This is a genomic window from Pseudomonas sp. VS40 (genome assembly GCF_018587885.1).
GTDB classification, from domain to species: Bacteria; Pseudomonadota; Gammaproteobacteria; order Pseudomonadales; family Pseudomonadaceae; genus Aquipseudomonas; species Aquipseudomonas pergaminensis.
Genome location: NZ_JAGYWD010000005.1, coordinates 1 through 13025 on the forward strand (window position 1 = coordinate 1; position 13025 = coordinate 13025).

Genomic DNA, 13025 nt, shown 5'->3' on the forward strand with positions numbered 1-13025 from the left:
GCTCCTACAGTTAGATCGCGGGGTGACAGTTAGATTGTGGTCGGCTGTCAGGCCGCCTTCGCTGGCAAGCCAGCTCCTACAGTTAGATCGCGGGGTGACAGTTAGATTGTGGTCGGCTGTCAGGCCGACTTCGCAGGCAAGCCAGCTCCCACATTTGGATCGTGGGGTGGCAGTTATAGCGTGGTCGGCTGTCAGGCCGACTTCGCAGGCAAGCCAGCTCCCACATTTGGATCGTGGGGTGGCAGTTAGAGAGTGGTCGGCTGTCAGGCCGTCTTCGCAGGCAAGCCAGCTCCCACATTTTGGATCGTGGGGTGGCAGTTAGAGCGTGGTCGGCTGTCAGGCCGTCTTCGCAGGCAAACCAGCTCCCACATTTTTGGATCGCAGGGTTACAGTCAGATAGCTGTAATCCCCCAGCGGGAGCAAGCTCCCTCACCACAGGTCCAGCAGCGTACCCAACTACCTAAACTCCCAGAAACCCAACCGGCCTTGCGCCGTCAGGAATCTGCGCTCACCTGTGTAGGATCCGGGCAGCTCTCATCGCCATTGTTCAAGCCTTGCTTGTAATTGCGGCTCAGCAGCGAAGCCTTGCCGTTATGCCAGGTCAGCGTCAACACGTACAGCGTGTCGTAGTCGCTACCGGACCAATCTTCGGTAATCGTGTGCTTTTCCCCCGAAGCTTCACTCGCCACCTTGTTGATCAGTTCAGGCAGGTAACCGTGTGACCAAGCGGTATAGATCGTGGCGTTATGGTACTTGTCTTCCACCAACTCGTCGGCGAGGTCACTCGTGTCGTTGGCCGAAAACTTGATGTTCACCGGCAGGCCCAACTTAATGGCGCTGGGGCTGATGGTCATCAAGGGGCGGATGTAGCTGTAGGAATTGTCCAGCTCGCCTTCTTCCACATTGCGGGTCGGGTTGGCGGCGAAGACGAAATCGGCCTTGCCGAATTTTTCCGGCAGCACCGTGGCCAGGTTCATTGCACGGTTGAGGCCCTGGCAATTGAGTTGGCCCAGGCCGCCAGCGGGTTTTTCCGCGTGGCGCAGGAACACCAGGGTTTGCACGCCGTCCACCTGTTCGGCACGGCTGATGCGCGACTCCAGGGTGAGGCCGATGGCGCCGCCGACCAGCAGCAGCGGCAACATGATGTATGAATATCGTTTCAGGCGCAGCGCAAGGCACAGAGGCTTGATTGTCATGAGTGTCGAGTCTTCAGTGCATCGGGTGAGGGCGGACAAGCCCGGCCCCAGTGACGCTAAAAGCGTCCTGCGGTGTTCCCTGTCGATATGGCGAGGTGCCTCCGTTCACCGATTGAGCGCACTTAAGAGTGCGCAAGGGCTTATTGGTTCGCCCACGCGGGAGAATAGACAGCGCTTGTTGCGTATTGATGACCCATGCAGGACATCGCCGGGATGACTATCATGGGGCCTTTCTGCACAGGGATTTCCCGATGAACCCACTCGCTGCATTCCCGATCAACAGCAAATGGCCCGCCCAGCACCCTGAGCGCCTGCAACTGTACTCGCTGCCTACCCCCAACGGGGTAAAAGTGTCGATCATGCTTGAAGAACTGGGCCTGCCCTATGAAGCGCACAAGGTCAGCTTCGAGACCCAGGACCAGCTATCGCCCGAGTTCCTGTCCCTGAACCCGAACAACAAGATTCCCGCGATCATTGACCCCAATGGCCCCAGCGGCCAGCCGCTGGCGTTGTTCGAGTCTGGCGCGATCCTGATCTACCTGGCGGAGAAAACCAGCCAGTTGCTCTCCGAAGACCCGGCCACGCGCTATGAAACGATCCAGTGGCTGATGTTCCAGATGGGCGGTATCGGCCCGATGTTTGGCCAACTGGGGTTCTTCAACAAATTCGCCGGCAAGGCCTACGAAGACAAGCGCCCCCGCGACCGCTACGCCGCCGAATCCCGCCGCCTGCTGGACGTGCTGGAAAAACGCCTGCTGGGCCGTACCTGGATCATGGGCGATGAGTACAGCATCGCCGACATTGCGACATTCCCGTGGATCCGCAACCTGATCGGCTTCTACGAATCCGGTGACCTCGTGGGTATCGCTGATTTCCCCAATGTACTGCGCGCGCTGGACGGTTTCGTCGCACGGCCGGCGGTGATCCGTGGCCTGAATATTCCGGGTTGAACATGCCGACTTTCGATTTCAAGCAGCTCGACGTGTTCAGCCGCGTGCCGCTCAAGGGCAACCCGCTGGCAGTGGTGTTCGGTGCCGACAGCCTGAGCGACCAGCAGATGGCGGATTTTGCCAACTGGACCAACCTCAGCGAAACCACGTTCTTGCTCACACCCCGCGATCCCAGGGCTGACTACCGGGTGCGCATTTTCACCACCTTAAAGGAATTGCCGTTCGCCGGGCACCCTACGCTGGGCAGTTGCCACGCGTGGCTGCAGGCAGGCGGTATTCCGAAAGGCGAGGAGATCATCCAGGAGTGCGAAATCGGCCTGGTGCGTATCCGCCGTCAAGGTGAGGAGCTGGCGTTTATCGCGCCACCGTTGATGCGCTCCGGCCCGGTGGAAGCCGCTGTGATAGAGCGCGTGCGCTTGGCACTGGGGTTGGCGCCCGACGCGATTGTGCGCAGCCAGTGGGTGGATAACGGCGCGGGCTGGCTGGCAGTGATGCTGGCCGAGCGCAACCAAGTGCTGGACCTGCAGCCGGACTACGCGCAACTGCTCGGCCTGGCCGTGGGCGTGATCGCCCCTTGCGACCCCACTCGCGACGAGGTGGACACGCAATTTGAGGTGCGCGCCTTTATTGCAGGCGACGGCGCCCAGGAAGACCCGGCCACCGGCAGCTTGAACGCCGGGCTTGCGCAATGGTTGCTCGGCGAGGGCCTGGCGCCCGAGCGCTATGTGGTCAGCCAAGGCACGGCCATTGGGCGTGCGGGGCGGATTCACGTTGAGCGCCAGGGCGATGAAATCTGGGTCGGTGGTGCCGTGGCGGTGTGCATCGACGGGCGTGTACAGCTCTAGATCAATAAATTGTTACGGCCTGCGCAATACACTGTTGGCCCCTCGGCGTTTGTGCTGCGAGGGCCTGGGGGCATAAGCTTTCGCCCCACTATTTTCGTTTTCTGCCATTTTTTTCAGGATTGCCATGACCAGCCAGTTCCCCCAAGCCCGCCCACGCCGCCTGCGCCGCTCCCCGGAGCTACGGGGCTTGTTCCAGGAAAGCGAATTCACCCTCAACGACTTGGTGTTGCCGATCTTCGTCGAAGAAGAAATCGACGACTTCGTGCCGATCACCAGCATGCCGGGCGTGTTGCGCATCCCAGAGAAGAAACTGGCCGGCGAGATCGAGCGCTACGCCCGTGCCGGTATCAAGTCGGTGATGACCTTTGGCGTGTCCCACCACCTGGACGCCAGCGGCAGCGACACCTGGAAAGAACGCGGCCTGGTCTCGCGCATGTCCTCGATCATCAAGGACGCCGTGCCTGAGATGATCGTGATGTCCGACACCTGCTTCTGCGAATACACCGACCACGGCCACTGCGGCGTGATGCACGGTGCCCATGTCGACAACGACGCGACCCTGGTCAACCTCGGCAAGCAAGCCGTGGCGGCGGCCCGTGCCGGTGCCGACGTCATCGCCCCGTCGGCGGCGATGGACGGCCAGGTCCAGGCGATTCGCCGTGCCCTGGACGATGCCGGTTTCACCCATATCCCGATCATGGCGTATTCCACCAAGTTCGCCTCGGCCCTCTACGGCCCGTTCCGCGAAGCCGGCGGCAGCGCGCTCAAGGGCGACCGCAAAAGCTACCAGATGAACCCGATGAACCGCCGCGAAGCCGTGCGTGAATCGCTGCTGGACGAGCAGGAGGGCGCGGATGCACTGATGGTCAAGCCCGCCGGCGCCTACCTCGACATCATCCGCGACATCCGCGAAGCCTCGCGCCTGCCGGTGGCGGCGTATCAGGTGAGCGGCGAGTACGCGATGATCAAATTCGGCGCCCAGGCCGGCGCGATTGATGAAGACCGCGTGGTACGCGAGACCTTGGGCTCGATCAAGCGCGCGGGTGCGGATTTGATCTTCACCTACTTCGCGATGGATTTGGCATTGGCCGGCATCTAAAGGTGCCTCCACTGTAGGAGCTGGCTTGCCGGCGATAGCATCACCTCGGTGTTACTGAAAGACCGAGGTGATGCTATCGCCGGCAAGCCAGCTCCTACGGTTTTGTGGGGTGTCAGCGCTGTGTGAACGTCAGGTTCAATTCCAACCCCGCAAAGGTTGTCGCTAAGCTGCGGCGCAACCAATTCTGCGTTTTGCGGGTTACTGGCGAGCACGCAAGGTGGGCGAACCCTGGTTAGACTTACCGGTCGATATCTGCAATGCCCCGGCCCGTCGCCACCCAAGGAAGCTCCATGTACCCAAGCCGACTGATCCTGTGCCTTGCCACTTTACTGGTACTGGCCGGTTGCTCTACCACACGCAACCCGCAACAGCCGGAACGCAGCGAGGCCGAGGTGAAGGCGCAGATTGTGCGGCTGCTGCCGGCCAAGGTGCCGGACCGCAATGGCTGGGCCCAGGACATCTACACCGCCTTCGACACCCAGAAAATCTACCCCAGCACGGAAAATATCTGTGCCGTGCTGGCGGTCACCGAGCAGGAGTCCACCTACCAGGTCGACCCGCCTGTACCGAACATGGGCAAGATCGCCCAGGACGAGATCCTGCGGCGCGCCGGGAAAATCCACGTACCGGCCTTTGTCGTGCGCAGCGCGCTGCAACTGCGCTCGCCCACCGGCAAGACCTACGCCGACCGCCTGAGCGCGGCGCGCACGGAGAAGGACCTGAGCGGCATCTTCGACGACTTCATCAGCATGGTGCCCCTGGGCAACACACTGTTTGGCGGGTTCAACCCGGTGCACACCGCAGGCCCGATGCAGGTGAGTATCGACTTTGCGCAGAAACAGGCACGGGGTTATCCCTACACGGTGGACGGCAGTATTCGCCGCGAGGTTTTCACCCGGCGTGGCGGCATGTACTTCGGCATTGCGCATTTGCTCGGTTACCCGGTGAACTATGACCAGCCGCTGTACCGCTTTGCCGACTTCAATGCCGGTTGGTACGCCAGCCGCAATGCCGCGTTCCAGGCGGCTGTCAGCCGCGCCTCGGGCACCGAGTTGGCGCTGGATGGGGATTTGATTCGCTACGGTTCATTGCTCCCCGGCACCACCGAATTGGCGGTGCGTTCATTGGGCGCGAAGCTGGACATGCGCAACCCCAGCATCCGCAGTCAACTGGAGCAGGGCGAGCAACTGGATTTCGAGGACACCACCCTCTACAAGCGCGTGTTTGCCCTGGCCGACAAGGCCGCGGGCAAACCGATGCCACGGGCGATCCTGCCGGGCATCGTGCTCAAGAGCCCCAAGATCACCCGCAACCTCACCACGGCGTGGTTCGCCAAGCGGGTGGATGAGCGTTATCAGCGGTGCATGAAGCGCTGATCAGCTTTGTGGTGAGCGGGCTTGTCCCGCGTTGGGGTGCGTAGCAGCCCCAATCAAAGACACTGAGGACTTTCAGGTGTCACTCTGCGGCTCATTCTGGGGGTGCTTCGCACCCCAGCGCGGGGCAAGCCCGCTCACCACAGGGCGGCTCTTCACAACAAAGCGGCGCCACAGCCACACCCACAACCACACCACCGGAAACGCCAGGATCACGAACGGCAGTACATAGGCCGACCGCTCCAGGGCGTCGGCAATGCCGTCCACCAGGTTGTCGCCCAAGCTGCTGAACATGCGGCTGAACCTCGACTGCTGGTTTGCACCATCGGAGGAGCGGAAGTTCAGGGTCACACGGTTGGTATCGAGGCGGCGTTGCTGGCCGGCGGCAACCTGTGCCAGTTCCTGCAGCTCGTTTTCAATGCCCGCCTGTTCCTTGCTTAAGGCAATCAGGTCACTGACGGTGATGTCCTTGCGTTTGGCCAGTTCGTCGAGGCGTTGCTGCTGGGCTTGCAGACGGTCCTGGCGACGGCGCACATCGGCAACGGCATCGGCCAGGTCTTCGGCGGTGGTGATGCGCTGGCCGAGTTTGCCACCTTCAGCGGCCATCGTGACCATCGGCTCCACGCCGGTCGGCGCGATGCGCAGGATGATCTGGCCGCCGCTGTCGTTTTCGGTGATGCCGAGGATATTGCAGGCGCCAAAACGCGCGGTTTCGCAGGCTTCGCGAGTGGCCTGCATGCGCGGTGAAAGCAAGGCGTCGGGAAGGGCCAGGCTCAGGTCGTGTTCGTAGGCCAATTGCGCGCCGGCACGGCTTTGTTCGCCGTTGATCACCCGTGCGCGCGAGTGGTCACTGGGCGAGCAGCCAACCAGGGCCAAGCCGGCCAGCAGTGTCAAAAGAGGGGCACGAAGTGCGAGGGATTTGCCGTCCGGGTGGCGCATTGCAGTTCCTTGAGGGAGTTGATGCGGCGATTAAAGCGGGTCTGGTGGATTAACGCAAAGCATCGCGGGGGATTTGCGCGGTAGATGGTAATGGCTGCTGCTTGCGGCCAGGCGTACATCTCAACCTTCACTCCAGGGAAGAATCCGCCATGATCACTCACGCCGTACCTGAAGGTTTTGTTTCATTGCCCCGCAGCAGTCCATTGCTGGATCTGCTCGGCCCGGCCTATTGCCGAGGGGAGGGCCTGCAACTGGAGATCGGCCTGCGTGCCGACAATCGCCACGCCAATGGACGCGGCACCGTGCATGGGGGCGTGTTGGCGACCCTGGCGGACATCGGCATGGGTTACGCGATGGCCTTTTCCAGCGAGCCGCCACTGCCGTTGATTACTGCGAGCATGACCTTGGATTACCTGGGGGCGGTGCAGGTCGGGGAGTGGATTGTAGTGCGGTTGGAGCATCACAAGCGGGGGCGGCAGATGGCGTTTGCCACGGTGAGCTTGCAGGTGGGGGAGAAGGTGGTGGCGCGGGCGAATGCGGTGTTTGCGGTGCCCCAATCCGACAGGCAATAAAGATCAAATGTGGGAGCGGGCTTGCTCGCGAAAGCGGTGAGTCAACCATGAATCTGGTGACTGACACACTGCGTTCGCGAGCAAGCCCGCTCCCACATTTGAACTGCGTTTTGCAGATAGAACGCATTAAGAAAAGGCCTGGTTTTCGTGGAACCAGGCCTTTTCCGTGTTGCTCTTTGAATCAGTTGCGTTCGAGGGCGAGGGCTACACCCTGGCCGCCACCGATGCACAGGGTCGCCAGGCCTTTCTTGGCGTCGCGTTTGATCATTTCATGCAGCAGCGTCACCAGCACGCGGCAGCCTGAGGCACCAATCGGGTGGCCAATGGCGATGGCGCCGCCGTTGACGTTGACCTTATCGGCGTCCCATTCCAGCTCTTTGCCCACTGCCAGGGATTGCGCGGCGAAGGCTTCGTTGGCTTCGATCAGGTCCAGGTCGCCCAGGCTCCAACCGGCTTTGTCCAGGCATCGGCGGGTGGCCGAGACCGGGCCAATGCCCATGATGGCGGGGTCGACGCCGGCGTTGGCATAGCTGGCGATACGTGCCAGCACTGGCAAACCGAGGGCCTTGGCTTTGTCGGCACTCATCAGCAGCACCGCAGCGGCACCGTCGTTGAGGCTGGAAGCGTTGCCGGCGGTGACGCTGCCGTCTTTCTTGAACGCCGGTTTGAGCTTGGCCAATGACTCGGCAGTGGTGCCGGCGCGTGGCTGCTCATCCACGGCGAAAGCCACCGGATCGCCTTTGCGCTGGGGAATCAGGATGGGCGTGATTTCATCGACAAAACGCCCGGCCTCGATGGCGGCGGCGGCTTTTTGCTGGGAAGCGGCGGCGAACGCGTCCTGGGCTTCACGGCTGATGCCGTACTTGTCCACCAAGTTCTCGGCGGTGATGCCCATGTGGTAATCGTTGAACGCATCCCACAGACCGTCGGTGATCATGCTGTCGACCATTTTGGCGTGGCCCATGCGCAAACCGGTGCGCGCGGCGGGCAGCACATACGGAGCCAGGCTCATGTTCTCCATGCCGCCGGCGATGATCACCTCGGCGTCACCGCAACGGATGGCCTGGGCGCCCAGGTGCAGGGCCTTGAGGCCCGAGCCGCAGACTTTGTTCAAGGTCAGGCTCGGCACAGCATGAGGCAGGCCGGCAAGGATCGAAGCCTGGCGTGCCGGGTTCTGGCCGCTGCCTGCGGTGAGCACTTGGCCGAGGATCACTTCATCCACTTCGGCGGGGTCGAGGCCGGTCTGTTCCAACAGGCGACGGATCACGGCGGCGCCCAGTTCCGGTGCCGGAATGTTCGCCAGCGAACCCTGGAAGCTGCCCACGGCGGTGCGGGTGGCAGCAACAATCACGACGTCTTGCATGGAATCTGTCCTCACTGGAAGTGCATTTCTGGAACGTGGTCCGGGACGATCAGTTTACCGGCGGTCTTGCTCACAATCTCTTCAACGCTGACGCCAGGTGCGCGTTCCTTGAGGACAAAAGCGCCATTTTCGATTTCCAGGTACGCCAGGTCGGTCAATACACGCTTGATGCAGTTGGCGCCGGTCAGTGGCAGGCTGCACTGGCTGAGCAGTTTGGACTCACCGTCCTTGGAGGCGTGGGTCATGATCACGATGATGTTTTCTGCACCGGCCACCAGGTCCATGGCGCCGCCCATGCCTTTGACCAGCTTGCCGGGGATCATCCAAGAGGCAATGTTGCCTTGCACGTCGACTTCGAATGCGCCGAGTACGGTGAGGTCGACGTGGCCACCACGGATCATCGCGAAGGACTCGGCGGAAGAGAAGATCGACGCACCGATACGTGCGGTCACGGTCTGCTTGCCGGCGTTGATCATGTCGGCATCAATTGTCTCTTCGGTCGGGAATGGTCCCATGCCAAGCAGGCCGTTTTCCGATTGCAGCATCACTTCCATGCCTTCGGGGATGTAGTTGGCCACCAGGGTCGGAATGCCGATGCCCAGGTTGACGTAGTAACCGTCCTGCATTTCGCGGGCGACGCGTTGAGCCATTTGTTCGCGGGTAAGAGCCATTTTATGAGTCCTTATTGTTCGGGCTGGGGGCGGATTATTTGCGCACGGTGCGCTGTTCGATGCGCTTCTCGAACGTGCCGCAGATGATCCGGTCGACGTAGATGCCAGGGGTGTGGATCTGCGCCGGGTCCAGCTCGCCCGGTTCGACGATTTCCTCGACTTCGACCACGGTGATCTTGCCGGCGGTGGCGGCCAGCGGGTTGAAGTTCTGGGCGGTATGGCGGTAGATGACGTTGCCGAAGTGGTCGGCTTTCCAGCCTTTGACAATGGCGAAGTCGCCGGTAATGGATTCTTCCATCAGGTACGGGCGACCGTTGAATTCGCGGGTCTCCTTGCCTTCGGCGACTGGGGTGCCGACGCCGGTGGCGGTAAAGAAAGCCGGGATGCCGGCGCCGCCTGCGCGCATTTTTTCGGCCAGGGTGCCTTGGGGGGTCAGCACCACTTCGATTTCGCCGCTGAGCAACTGCTTCTCGAACAGCGCGTTTTCGCCGACGTAGGACGCGATCACCTTGCTGATCTGCTTCTCTTCGAGCAGCACGCCCAGGCCAAAGCCGTCGACGCCGCAGTTGTTGGACACCACGGTCAGGTCGCGGGTGCCTTTGCGCTTGATCTCGGCGATGAGGTTTTCCGGAATACCGCACAGGCCAAAGCCACCGGAAAGCACGGTCATGCCATCTTCCAGGCCTGCCAGCGCTTCTTCATAGGACGCCACGCGTTTATCGAAACCTGCCATATGCACCTCTTTTATTGTTTGTGGGCCAGCCAATGAACCGAGTGTTGCTCCGACGGATTGATTTGTTAAGTTGTTTTTTAAGGTTGATTGATTTAAAAAACAGCATAGTTGCCCAGCCGTTTGGAGACGCGCCATGACAGTTAAACAGATGCGGGCGTTTCTCGCCGTGGCCCAAAGCCTGAGTTTCGCCGCCGCCTGTGAGCGCCTGCACCTTTCCCAGTCGGCGCTGAGCCTGACCATCAAGGGCCTGGAAGAAGGCCTGGGCGGGCGCCTGTTCAGCCGCAATACGCGCAATGTCGCGCTGACCCCTGAAGGTGAATCCCTGCTGCCCCTGGCTCGCCGGTTGATTGCCGATTGGGACAACGCCGAGGACGAACTGCGCCAGCGCTTCACCCTTCAGCGTGGGCGGGTCACGGTGGCGGCGATGCCCTCGTTTGCGGGTAACCTGTTGCCACCGATCCTGAAGATATTCCGCGCCCGGTACCCGCAGGTGAATGTCACGGTACATGACTTGATCAACGAGCAAGTGCTGGAGATGGTGCGCGACCGGCAGGTGGAACTGGGCGTGGCGTTCGAGCCTGCTGAAGGCTCATCACTGGCGTTTACGCCGTTGTACCTCGATCGCTTCATTGCAGTGGTGCCGGGTGATTCGCCCTTGGCTGCCTGCGCCGAAATCGATTGGATAACCTTGCTGGAGCAGCCATTTATCACGTTGCAACGACCGTCGACAGTACGGGTGATGCTGGAAGAACACTTGGGCGCTTTACAGATGAAGTTGCCGGTCGCCCTGGAAAGCCATCAACTGGCGACAGTGGGTAAGATGGTCGCGAGTGGTTTGGGCGTCAGCGCGGTGCCGGCGTTGTGCGCACGCCAAATGGAGGAGGCGGGCGCCCATTGCATTACCTTGAGCGATCCGGTGATCGAACGGCCGATTGGTGTGCTGACCAAGCCAGGGCATGAACTCTCGGCAGCGGCGCAAGTATTGTTTGATATTTTCCGGGATGAAGCGGCAAAAGGGCGGTTTCCGGCATTGTTATAACTCAGGCATTAAAAAGCCCGCTTGAATGAACAAGCGGGCTTAAGTATTTAATGCTGTGTTATCAGCAGTATCTATCAATCACCTTAACGTGCGATTGGCCCTTGAGGTTCTGCCATTCGGTATTAAGTGTGTGGAAGACTTGCTCGATAAAGTTGCGATCGGCCGCCGCTTTCTTGCCGACATAACCCTGGCCGCGGCGGTACATCTTCAGGCGCGCCGCCAGTTCGCGGTTATTGCGGTCGAACTCGGCTTCTTCGGTGTGGGGCGCCAGGCAGTCAATTTGGACTTCGCCCGATTTGCCAATCCACAGGATATGGTCGTCGAGTGTGTCTTTCTGCGCTGCGAACATCTCAGCCAATTCATCGATAGTTGGTTGGTTGTTCAGATTCATGTGTAAGCCCCTTGACCAGTTGGCGATCTATCAGTTGGTTCGTTAAAACATCTTTAGTTGTCTCCGGTTGCGAAAACCGGGCGTCAGCGACTGTCTGCCGAGTACGGGCAGGGTCTTGAACCTGATGCATGTAGTCTTGCTGATGAACTGCTACGCAATGCTTTCATAACGAAGACAAGCCGCATTTGAGCGCCTTGTACCGAGCCCTTCGGGCCGGTCAGCTTCATCAATCCGCCTTGTGGGCAGTGCACATCCGGAAAAAACAGCTCGGCGGTCAGACGAGCTTGTTCAAAACGCTTGTTGCCAACGCTCCCGATCCGGGAGACGTCTCGATAATGCAAGGACAAAAACGTTACGTCAACGGTTATGTAGTGATTATTTTTGCTAACTACATAAATTGCCGTGGGGACGGGAGAATGCGGGAAAACGTGACTTGGGCGTCATTTTCTGGAGGGGTGAGTCGTAGAACCGAGAGGATGAATTCAACACAAAACACTGTAGGAGCCGGCTTGCCGGCGATAACGGTTTTTGACCCGTGGTGAATGGGTTATTGCAAACGATCGGTCAACAGCGGCAACAGTCGCTCGCACGACGCCTCGATCTTCACTTGCAACAGCTCATCCCCGCGGGTCTTGCCCAGGTTGATGGCAATCACGGGCTTGCCCCGTTCGACCATGGCTTTGCACAGGCGAAACGCCGAATAAGCCATCAGCGATGAGCCCACCACCAGCAACCCCTCTGCATGTTCAACCGCGTTCATTGCCCTGGCGGCTGTCGCCGGCGCTACGTTCTCGCCAAAAAACACTACGTCGGGCTTCAAGCGCTCGCCATTGCAATGGGGGCAGCGGGGAACCTGAAAATGTTCTTCAAACGCAGGATCGAGCAAGGTATCGCCATCCGGTGCCTGCACCGCATGCACCTGCGCCAGGTAGGGGTTGTCGATTTCCATCTGCCGCTGGATCACACCGCGCTCGCTGCGCAGTTGGCAGTCCAGGCACAGCACCCGATGCAGGCTGCCGTGCAGTTCGATCACATCATGGCTGCCGGCCTGGTCATGCAGGGTGTCGACGTTTTGCGTGATCAGCCCGCTGATACGCCCACGTTGTTGCAACGTCGCCAGCGCCAGGTGCGCCTGGTTCGGTTGCGCGATGCGTACCCTCGGCCACCCCAGCATTGCCCGGGCCCAGTAACGGCGCCGTGCCTGCGGGGTGGCGAGGAATTCCTGGTACATCATTGGCGCCTTGCCACGACGCACGCCTTCACTGTCGCGGTAATCGGGAATGCCCGAGGATGTGCTGATCCCCGCACCGGTCAGCACCACGAAGCGCCGTCCGGCCATGGCCCGTTGCAGGGTGTCGAGGTGGTCTTCTTGATGTTCCAGCGTATCGAGCATGGGTTCCCCTATTCGCCGCGGATGTACTGCTCCAGTTGTTTGATCAGGTCTGCCTGGTCGGCAATGGCTTCTTTCACCAGGTCGCCGATGGACAGCAGGCCCAGCAGTTTGCCGTCTTCGACCACGGGCAGGTGGCGCAGGTGACTGTCGGTCATGATGTTCATGCACTCATCGACTTTTTTATGGGTGTCGACGGTGATGACTGGAGAGCTCATTACCTCATGGACCTTGGTGGTGACCGATGACAGCCCCTTGAGCATGATTTTGCGTGCGTAATCTCGTTCGCTGATGATGCCCACCACCACGCCATCCTGGACGACCGGCAAGGCCCCGACGTTTTTCTCCGACATCCGGACCAGTGCTTCAAACACGGTATGGTCGTGCTTGATGGTATGGACGTCCTGGTTTTTCTGGTCCTTGGCTTTGAGCACTTGTGCAACGGTTTTCATGGCGGCCACTCC

The 13025-nt window shown here is 60.5% G+C and carries 14 protein-coding genes; 6 read left to right on the forward strand and 8 right to left on the reverse strand.

Going from position 1 to position 13025, the window contains the following annotated elements:
- Positions 1-494: 494 nt before the first annotated feature.
- Positions 495-1196 carry a histidine phosphatase family protein gene (locus KHP07_RS15880; protein WP_078047813.1) on the reverse strand — a complete coding sequence of 234 codons (702 nt, stop codon included), beginning with the start codon at positions 1194-1196 and terminating at the stop codon, positions 495-497.
- 251 nt (positions 1197-1447) lie between these two features.
- On the opposite strand from KHP07_RS15880, the gene KHP07_RS15885 reads away from it, so the two are divergent.
- The 4 genes from KHP07_RS15885 to KHP07_RS15900 all read left to right on the forward strand — a co-directional run bounded on the left by KHP07_RS15885 (position 1448) and on the right by KHP07_RS15900 (position 5466).
- On the forward strand, positions 1448-2146 hold the full coding sequence (locus tag KHP07_RS15885; RefSeq protein WP_078047814.1) for a glutathione S-transferase N-terminal domain-containing protein: 699 nt from the start codon (positions 1448-1450) through the stop codon (positions 2144-2146).
- 2 nt (positions 2147-2148) lie between these two features.
- Positions 2149-2991: a PhzF family phenazine biosynthesis protein gene (locus KHP07_RS15890; protein WP_078047815.1), complete on the forward strand. Its 843-nt coding sequence runs from the start codon at positions 2149-2151 to the stop codon at positions 2989-2991.
- A 124-nt stretch (positions 2992-3115) separates the two neighbouring features.
- Entirely contained in the window at positions 3116-4090 is a 975-nt protein-coding gene (gene hemB / locus KHP07_RS15895; RefSeq protein WP_016977356.1) for a porphobilinogen synthase, read from the forward strand.
- 290 nt (positions 4091-4380) lie between these two features.
- Positions 4381-5466 carry a DUF1615 domain-containing protein gene (locus KHP07_RS15900; protein ID WP_078047816.1) on the forward strand — a complete coding sequence of 362 codons (1086 nt, stop codon included), beginning with the start codon at positions 4381-4383 and terminating at the stop codon, positions 5464-5466.
- 72 nt (positions 5467-5538) lie between these two features.
- Here KHP07_RS15900 and KHP07_RS15905 read toward each other — a convergent pair whose 3' ends face one another.
- Positions 5539-6402 carry a DUF4349 domain-containing protein gene (locus KHP07_RS15905; protein WP_214497481.1) on the reverse strand — a complete coding sequence of 288 codons (864 nt, stop codon included), beginning with the start codon at positions 6400-6402 and terminating at the stop codon, positions 5539-5541.
- A gap of 149 nt (positions 6403-6551) precedes the next feature.
- On the opposite strand from KHP07_RS15905, the gene KHP07_RS15910 reads away from it, so the two are divergent.
- Positions 6552-6974: a PaaI family thioesterase gene (locus tag KHP07_RS15910; RefSeq protein ID WP_028619598.1), complete on the forward strand. Its 423-nt coding sequence runs from the start codon at positions 6552-6554 to the stop codon at positions 6972-6974.
- 181 nt (positions 6975-7155) lie between these two features.
- Here KHP07_RS15910 and KHP07_RS15915 read toward each other — a convergent pair whose 3' ends face one another.
- The 3 genes from KHP07_RS15915 to KHP07_RS15925 are packed head-to-tail and all read right to left on the reverse strand — an operon-like array spanning position 7156 to position 9741.
- Positions 7156-8337 (reverse strand): acetyl-CoA C-acetyltransferase, encoded by a 1182-nt coding sequence (locus KHP07_RS15915; RefSeq protein WP_214497482.1) that lies wholly within the window; start codon positions 8335-8337, stop codon positions 7156-7158.
- Positions 8338-8348: 11 nt separating this feature from the next.
- Positions 8349-9008 carry a CoA transferase subunit B gene (locus KHP07_RS15920; RefSeq protein WP_078047819.1) on the reverse strand — a complete coding sequence of 220 codons (660 nt, stop codon included), beginning with the start codon at positions 9006-9008 and terminating at the stop codon, positions 8349-8351.
- Positions 9009-9042: 34 nt separating this feature from the next.
- Positions 9043-9741, reverse strand: coding sequence for a CoA transferase subunit A (locus KHP07_RS15925; RefSeq protein WP_010211319.1), 699 nt, complete (start codon positions 9739-9741; stop codon positions 9043-9045).
- Between the two features lie 133 nt (positions 9742-9874).
- On the opposite strand from KHP07_RS15925, the gene KHP07_RS15930 reads away from it, so the two are divergent.
- Positions 9875-10780, forward strand: a complete 906-nt coding sequence (locus KHP07_RS15930; protein ID WP_078047820.1) for a LysR family transcriptional regulator — start codon at positions 9875-9877, stop codon at positions 10778-10780.
- 61 nt (positions 10781-10841) lie between these two features.
- Here KHP07_RS15930 and KHP07_RS15935 read toward each other — a convergent pair whose 3' ends face one another.
- The 3 genes from KHP07_RS15935 to KHP07_RS15945 form a co-directional block, all read right to left on the reverse strand.
- A complete protein-coding gene (locus KHP07_RS15935; RefSeq protein WP_016977362.1) occupies positions 10842-11171 on the reverse strand; it encodes a hypothetical protein in 330 nt (109 codons plus the stop codon).
- 547 nt (positions 11172-11718) lie between these two features.
- Positions 11719-12564 carry an NAD-dependent protein deacetylase gene (locus tag KHP07_RS15940; RefSeq protein ID WP_214497483.1) on the reverse strand — a complete coding sequence of 282 codons (846 nt, stop codon included), beginning with the start codon at positions 12562-12564 and terminating at the stop codon, positions 11719-11721.
- Positions 12565-12572: 8 nt separating this feature from the next.
- Positions 12573-13013: a CBS domain-containing protein gene (locus KHP07_RS15945; RefSeq protein ID WP_078047822.1), complete on the reverse strand. Its 441-nt coding sequence runs from the start codon at positions 13011-13013 to the stop codon at positions 12573-12575.
- Between the last annotated feature and the right edge of the window lie 12 nt (positions 13014-13025).

Excerpts from the sequence above, each read along its gene's own strand:
- KHP07_RS15880 (WP_078047813.1), bottom strand. The coding sequence starts at position 1,196 with ATGACAATCAAGCCTCTGTGCCTTGCGCTGCGCCTGAAACGATATTCA.
- KHP07_RS15885 (WP_078047814.1), top strand. The coding sequence starts at position 1,448 with ATGAACCCACTCGCTGCATTCCCGATCAACAGCAAATGGCCCGCCCAG.
- KHP07_RS15890 (WP_078047815.1), top strand. The coding sequence starts at position 2,149 with ATGCCGACTTTCGATTTCAAGCAGCTCGACGTGTTCAGCCGCGTGCCG.
- hemB (WP_016977356.1), top strand. The coding sequence starts at position 3,116 with ATGACCAGCCAGTTCCCCCAAGCCCGCCCACGCCGCCTGCGCCGCTCC.
- KHP07_RS15900 (WP_078047816.1), top strand. The coding sequence starts at position 4,381 with ATGTACCCAAGCCGACTGATCCTGTGCCTTGCCACTTTACTGGTACTG.
- KHP07_RS15905 (WP_214497481.1), bottom strand. The coding sequence starts at position 6,402 with ATGCGCCACCCGGACGGCAAATCCCTCGCACTTCGTGCCCCTCTTTTG.
- KHP07_RS15910 (WP_028619598.1), top strand. The coding sequence starts at position 6,552 with ATGATCACTCACGCCGTACCTGAAGGTTTTGTTTCATTGCCCCGCAGC.
- KHP07_RS15915 (WP_214497482.1), bottom strand. The coding sequence starts at position 8,337 with ATGCAAGACGTCGTGATTGTTGCTGCCACCCGCACCGCCGTGGGCAGC.
- KHP07_RS15920 (WP_078047819.1), bottom strand. The coding sequence starts at position 9,008 with ATGGCTCTTACCCGCGAACAAATGGCTCAACGCGTCGCCCGCGAAATG.
- KHP07_RS15925 (WP_010211319.1), bottom strand. The coding sequence starts at position 9,741 with ATGGCAGGTTTCGATAAACGCGTGGCGTCCTATGAAGAAGCGCTGGCA.
- KHP07_RS15930 (WP_078047820.1), top strand. The coding sequence starts at position 9,875 with ATGACAGTTAAACAGATGCGGGCGTTTCTCGCCGTGGCCCAAAGCCTG.
- KHP07_RS15935 (WP_016977362.1), bottom strand. The coding sequence starts at position 11,171 with ATGAATCTGAACAACCAACCAACTATCGATGAATTGGCTGAGATGTTC.
- KHP07_RS15940 (WP_214497483.1), bottom strand. The coding sequence starts at position 12,564 with ATGCTCGATACGCTGGAACATCAAGAAGACCACCTCGACACCCTGCAA.
- KHP07_RS15945 (WP_078047822.1), bottom strand. The coding sequence starts at position 13,013 with ATGAAAACCGTTGCACAAGTGCTCAAAGCCAAGGACCAGAAAAACCAG.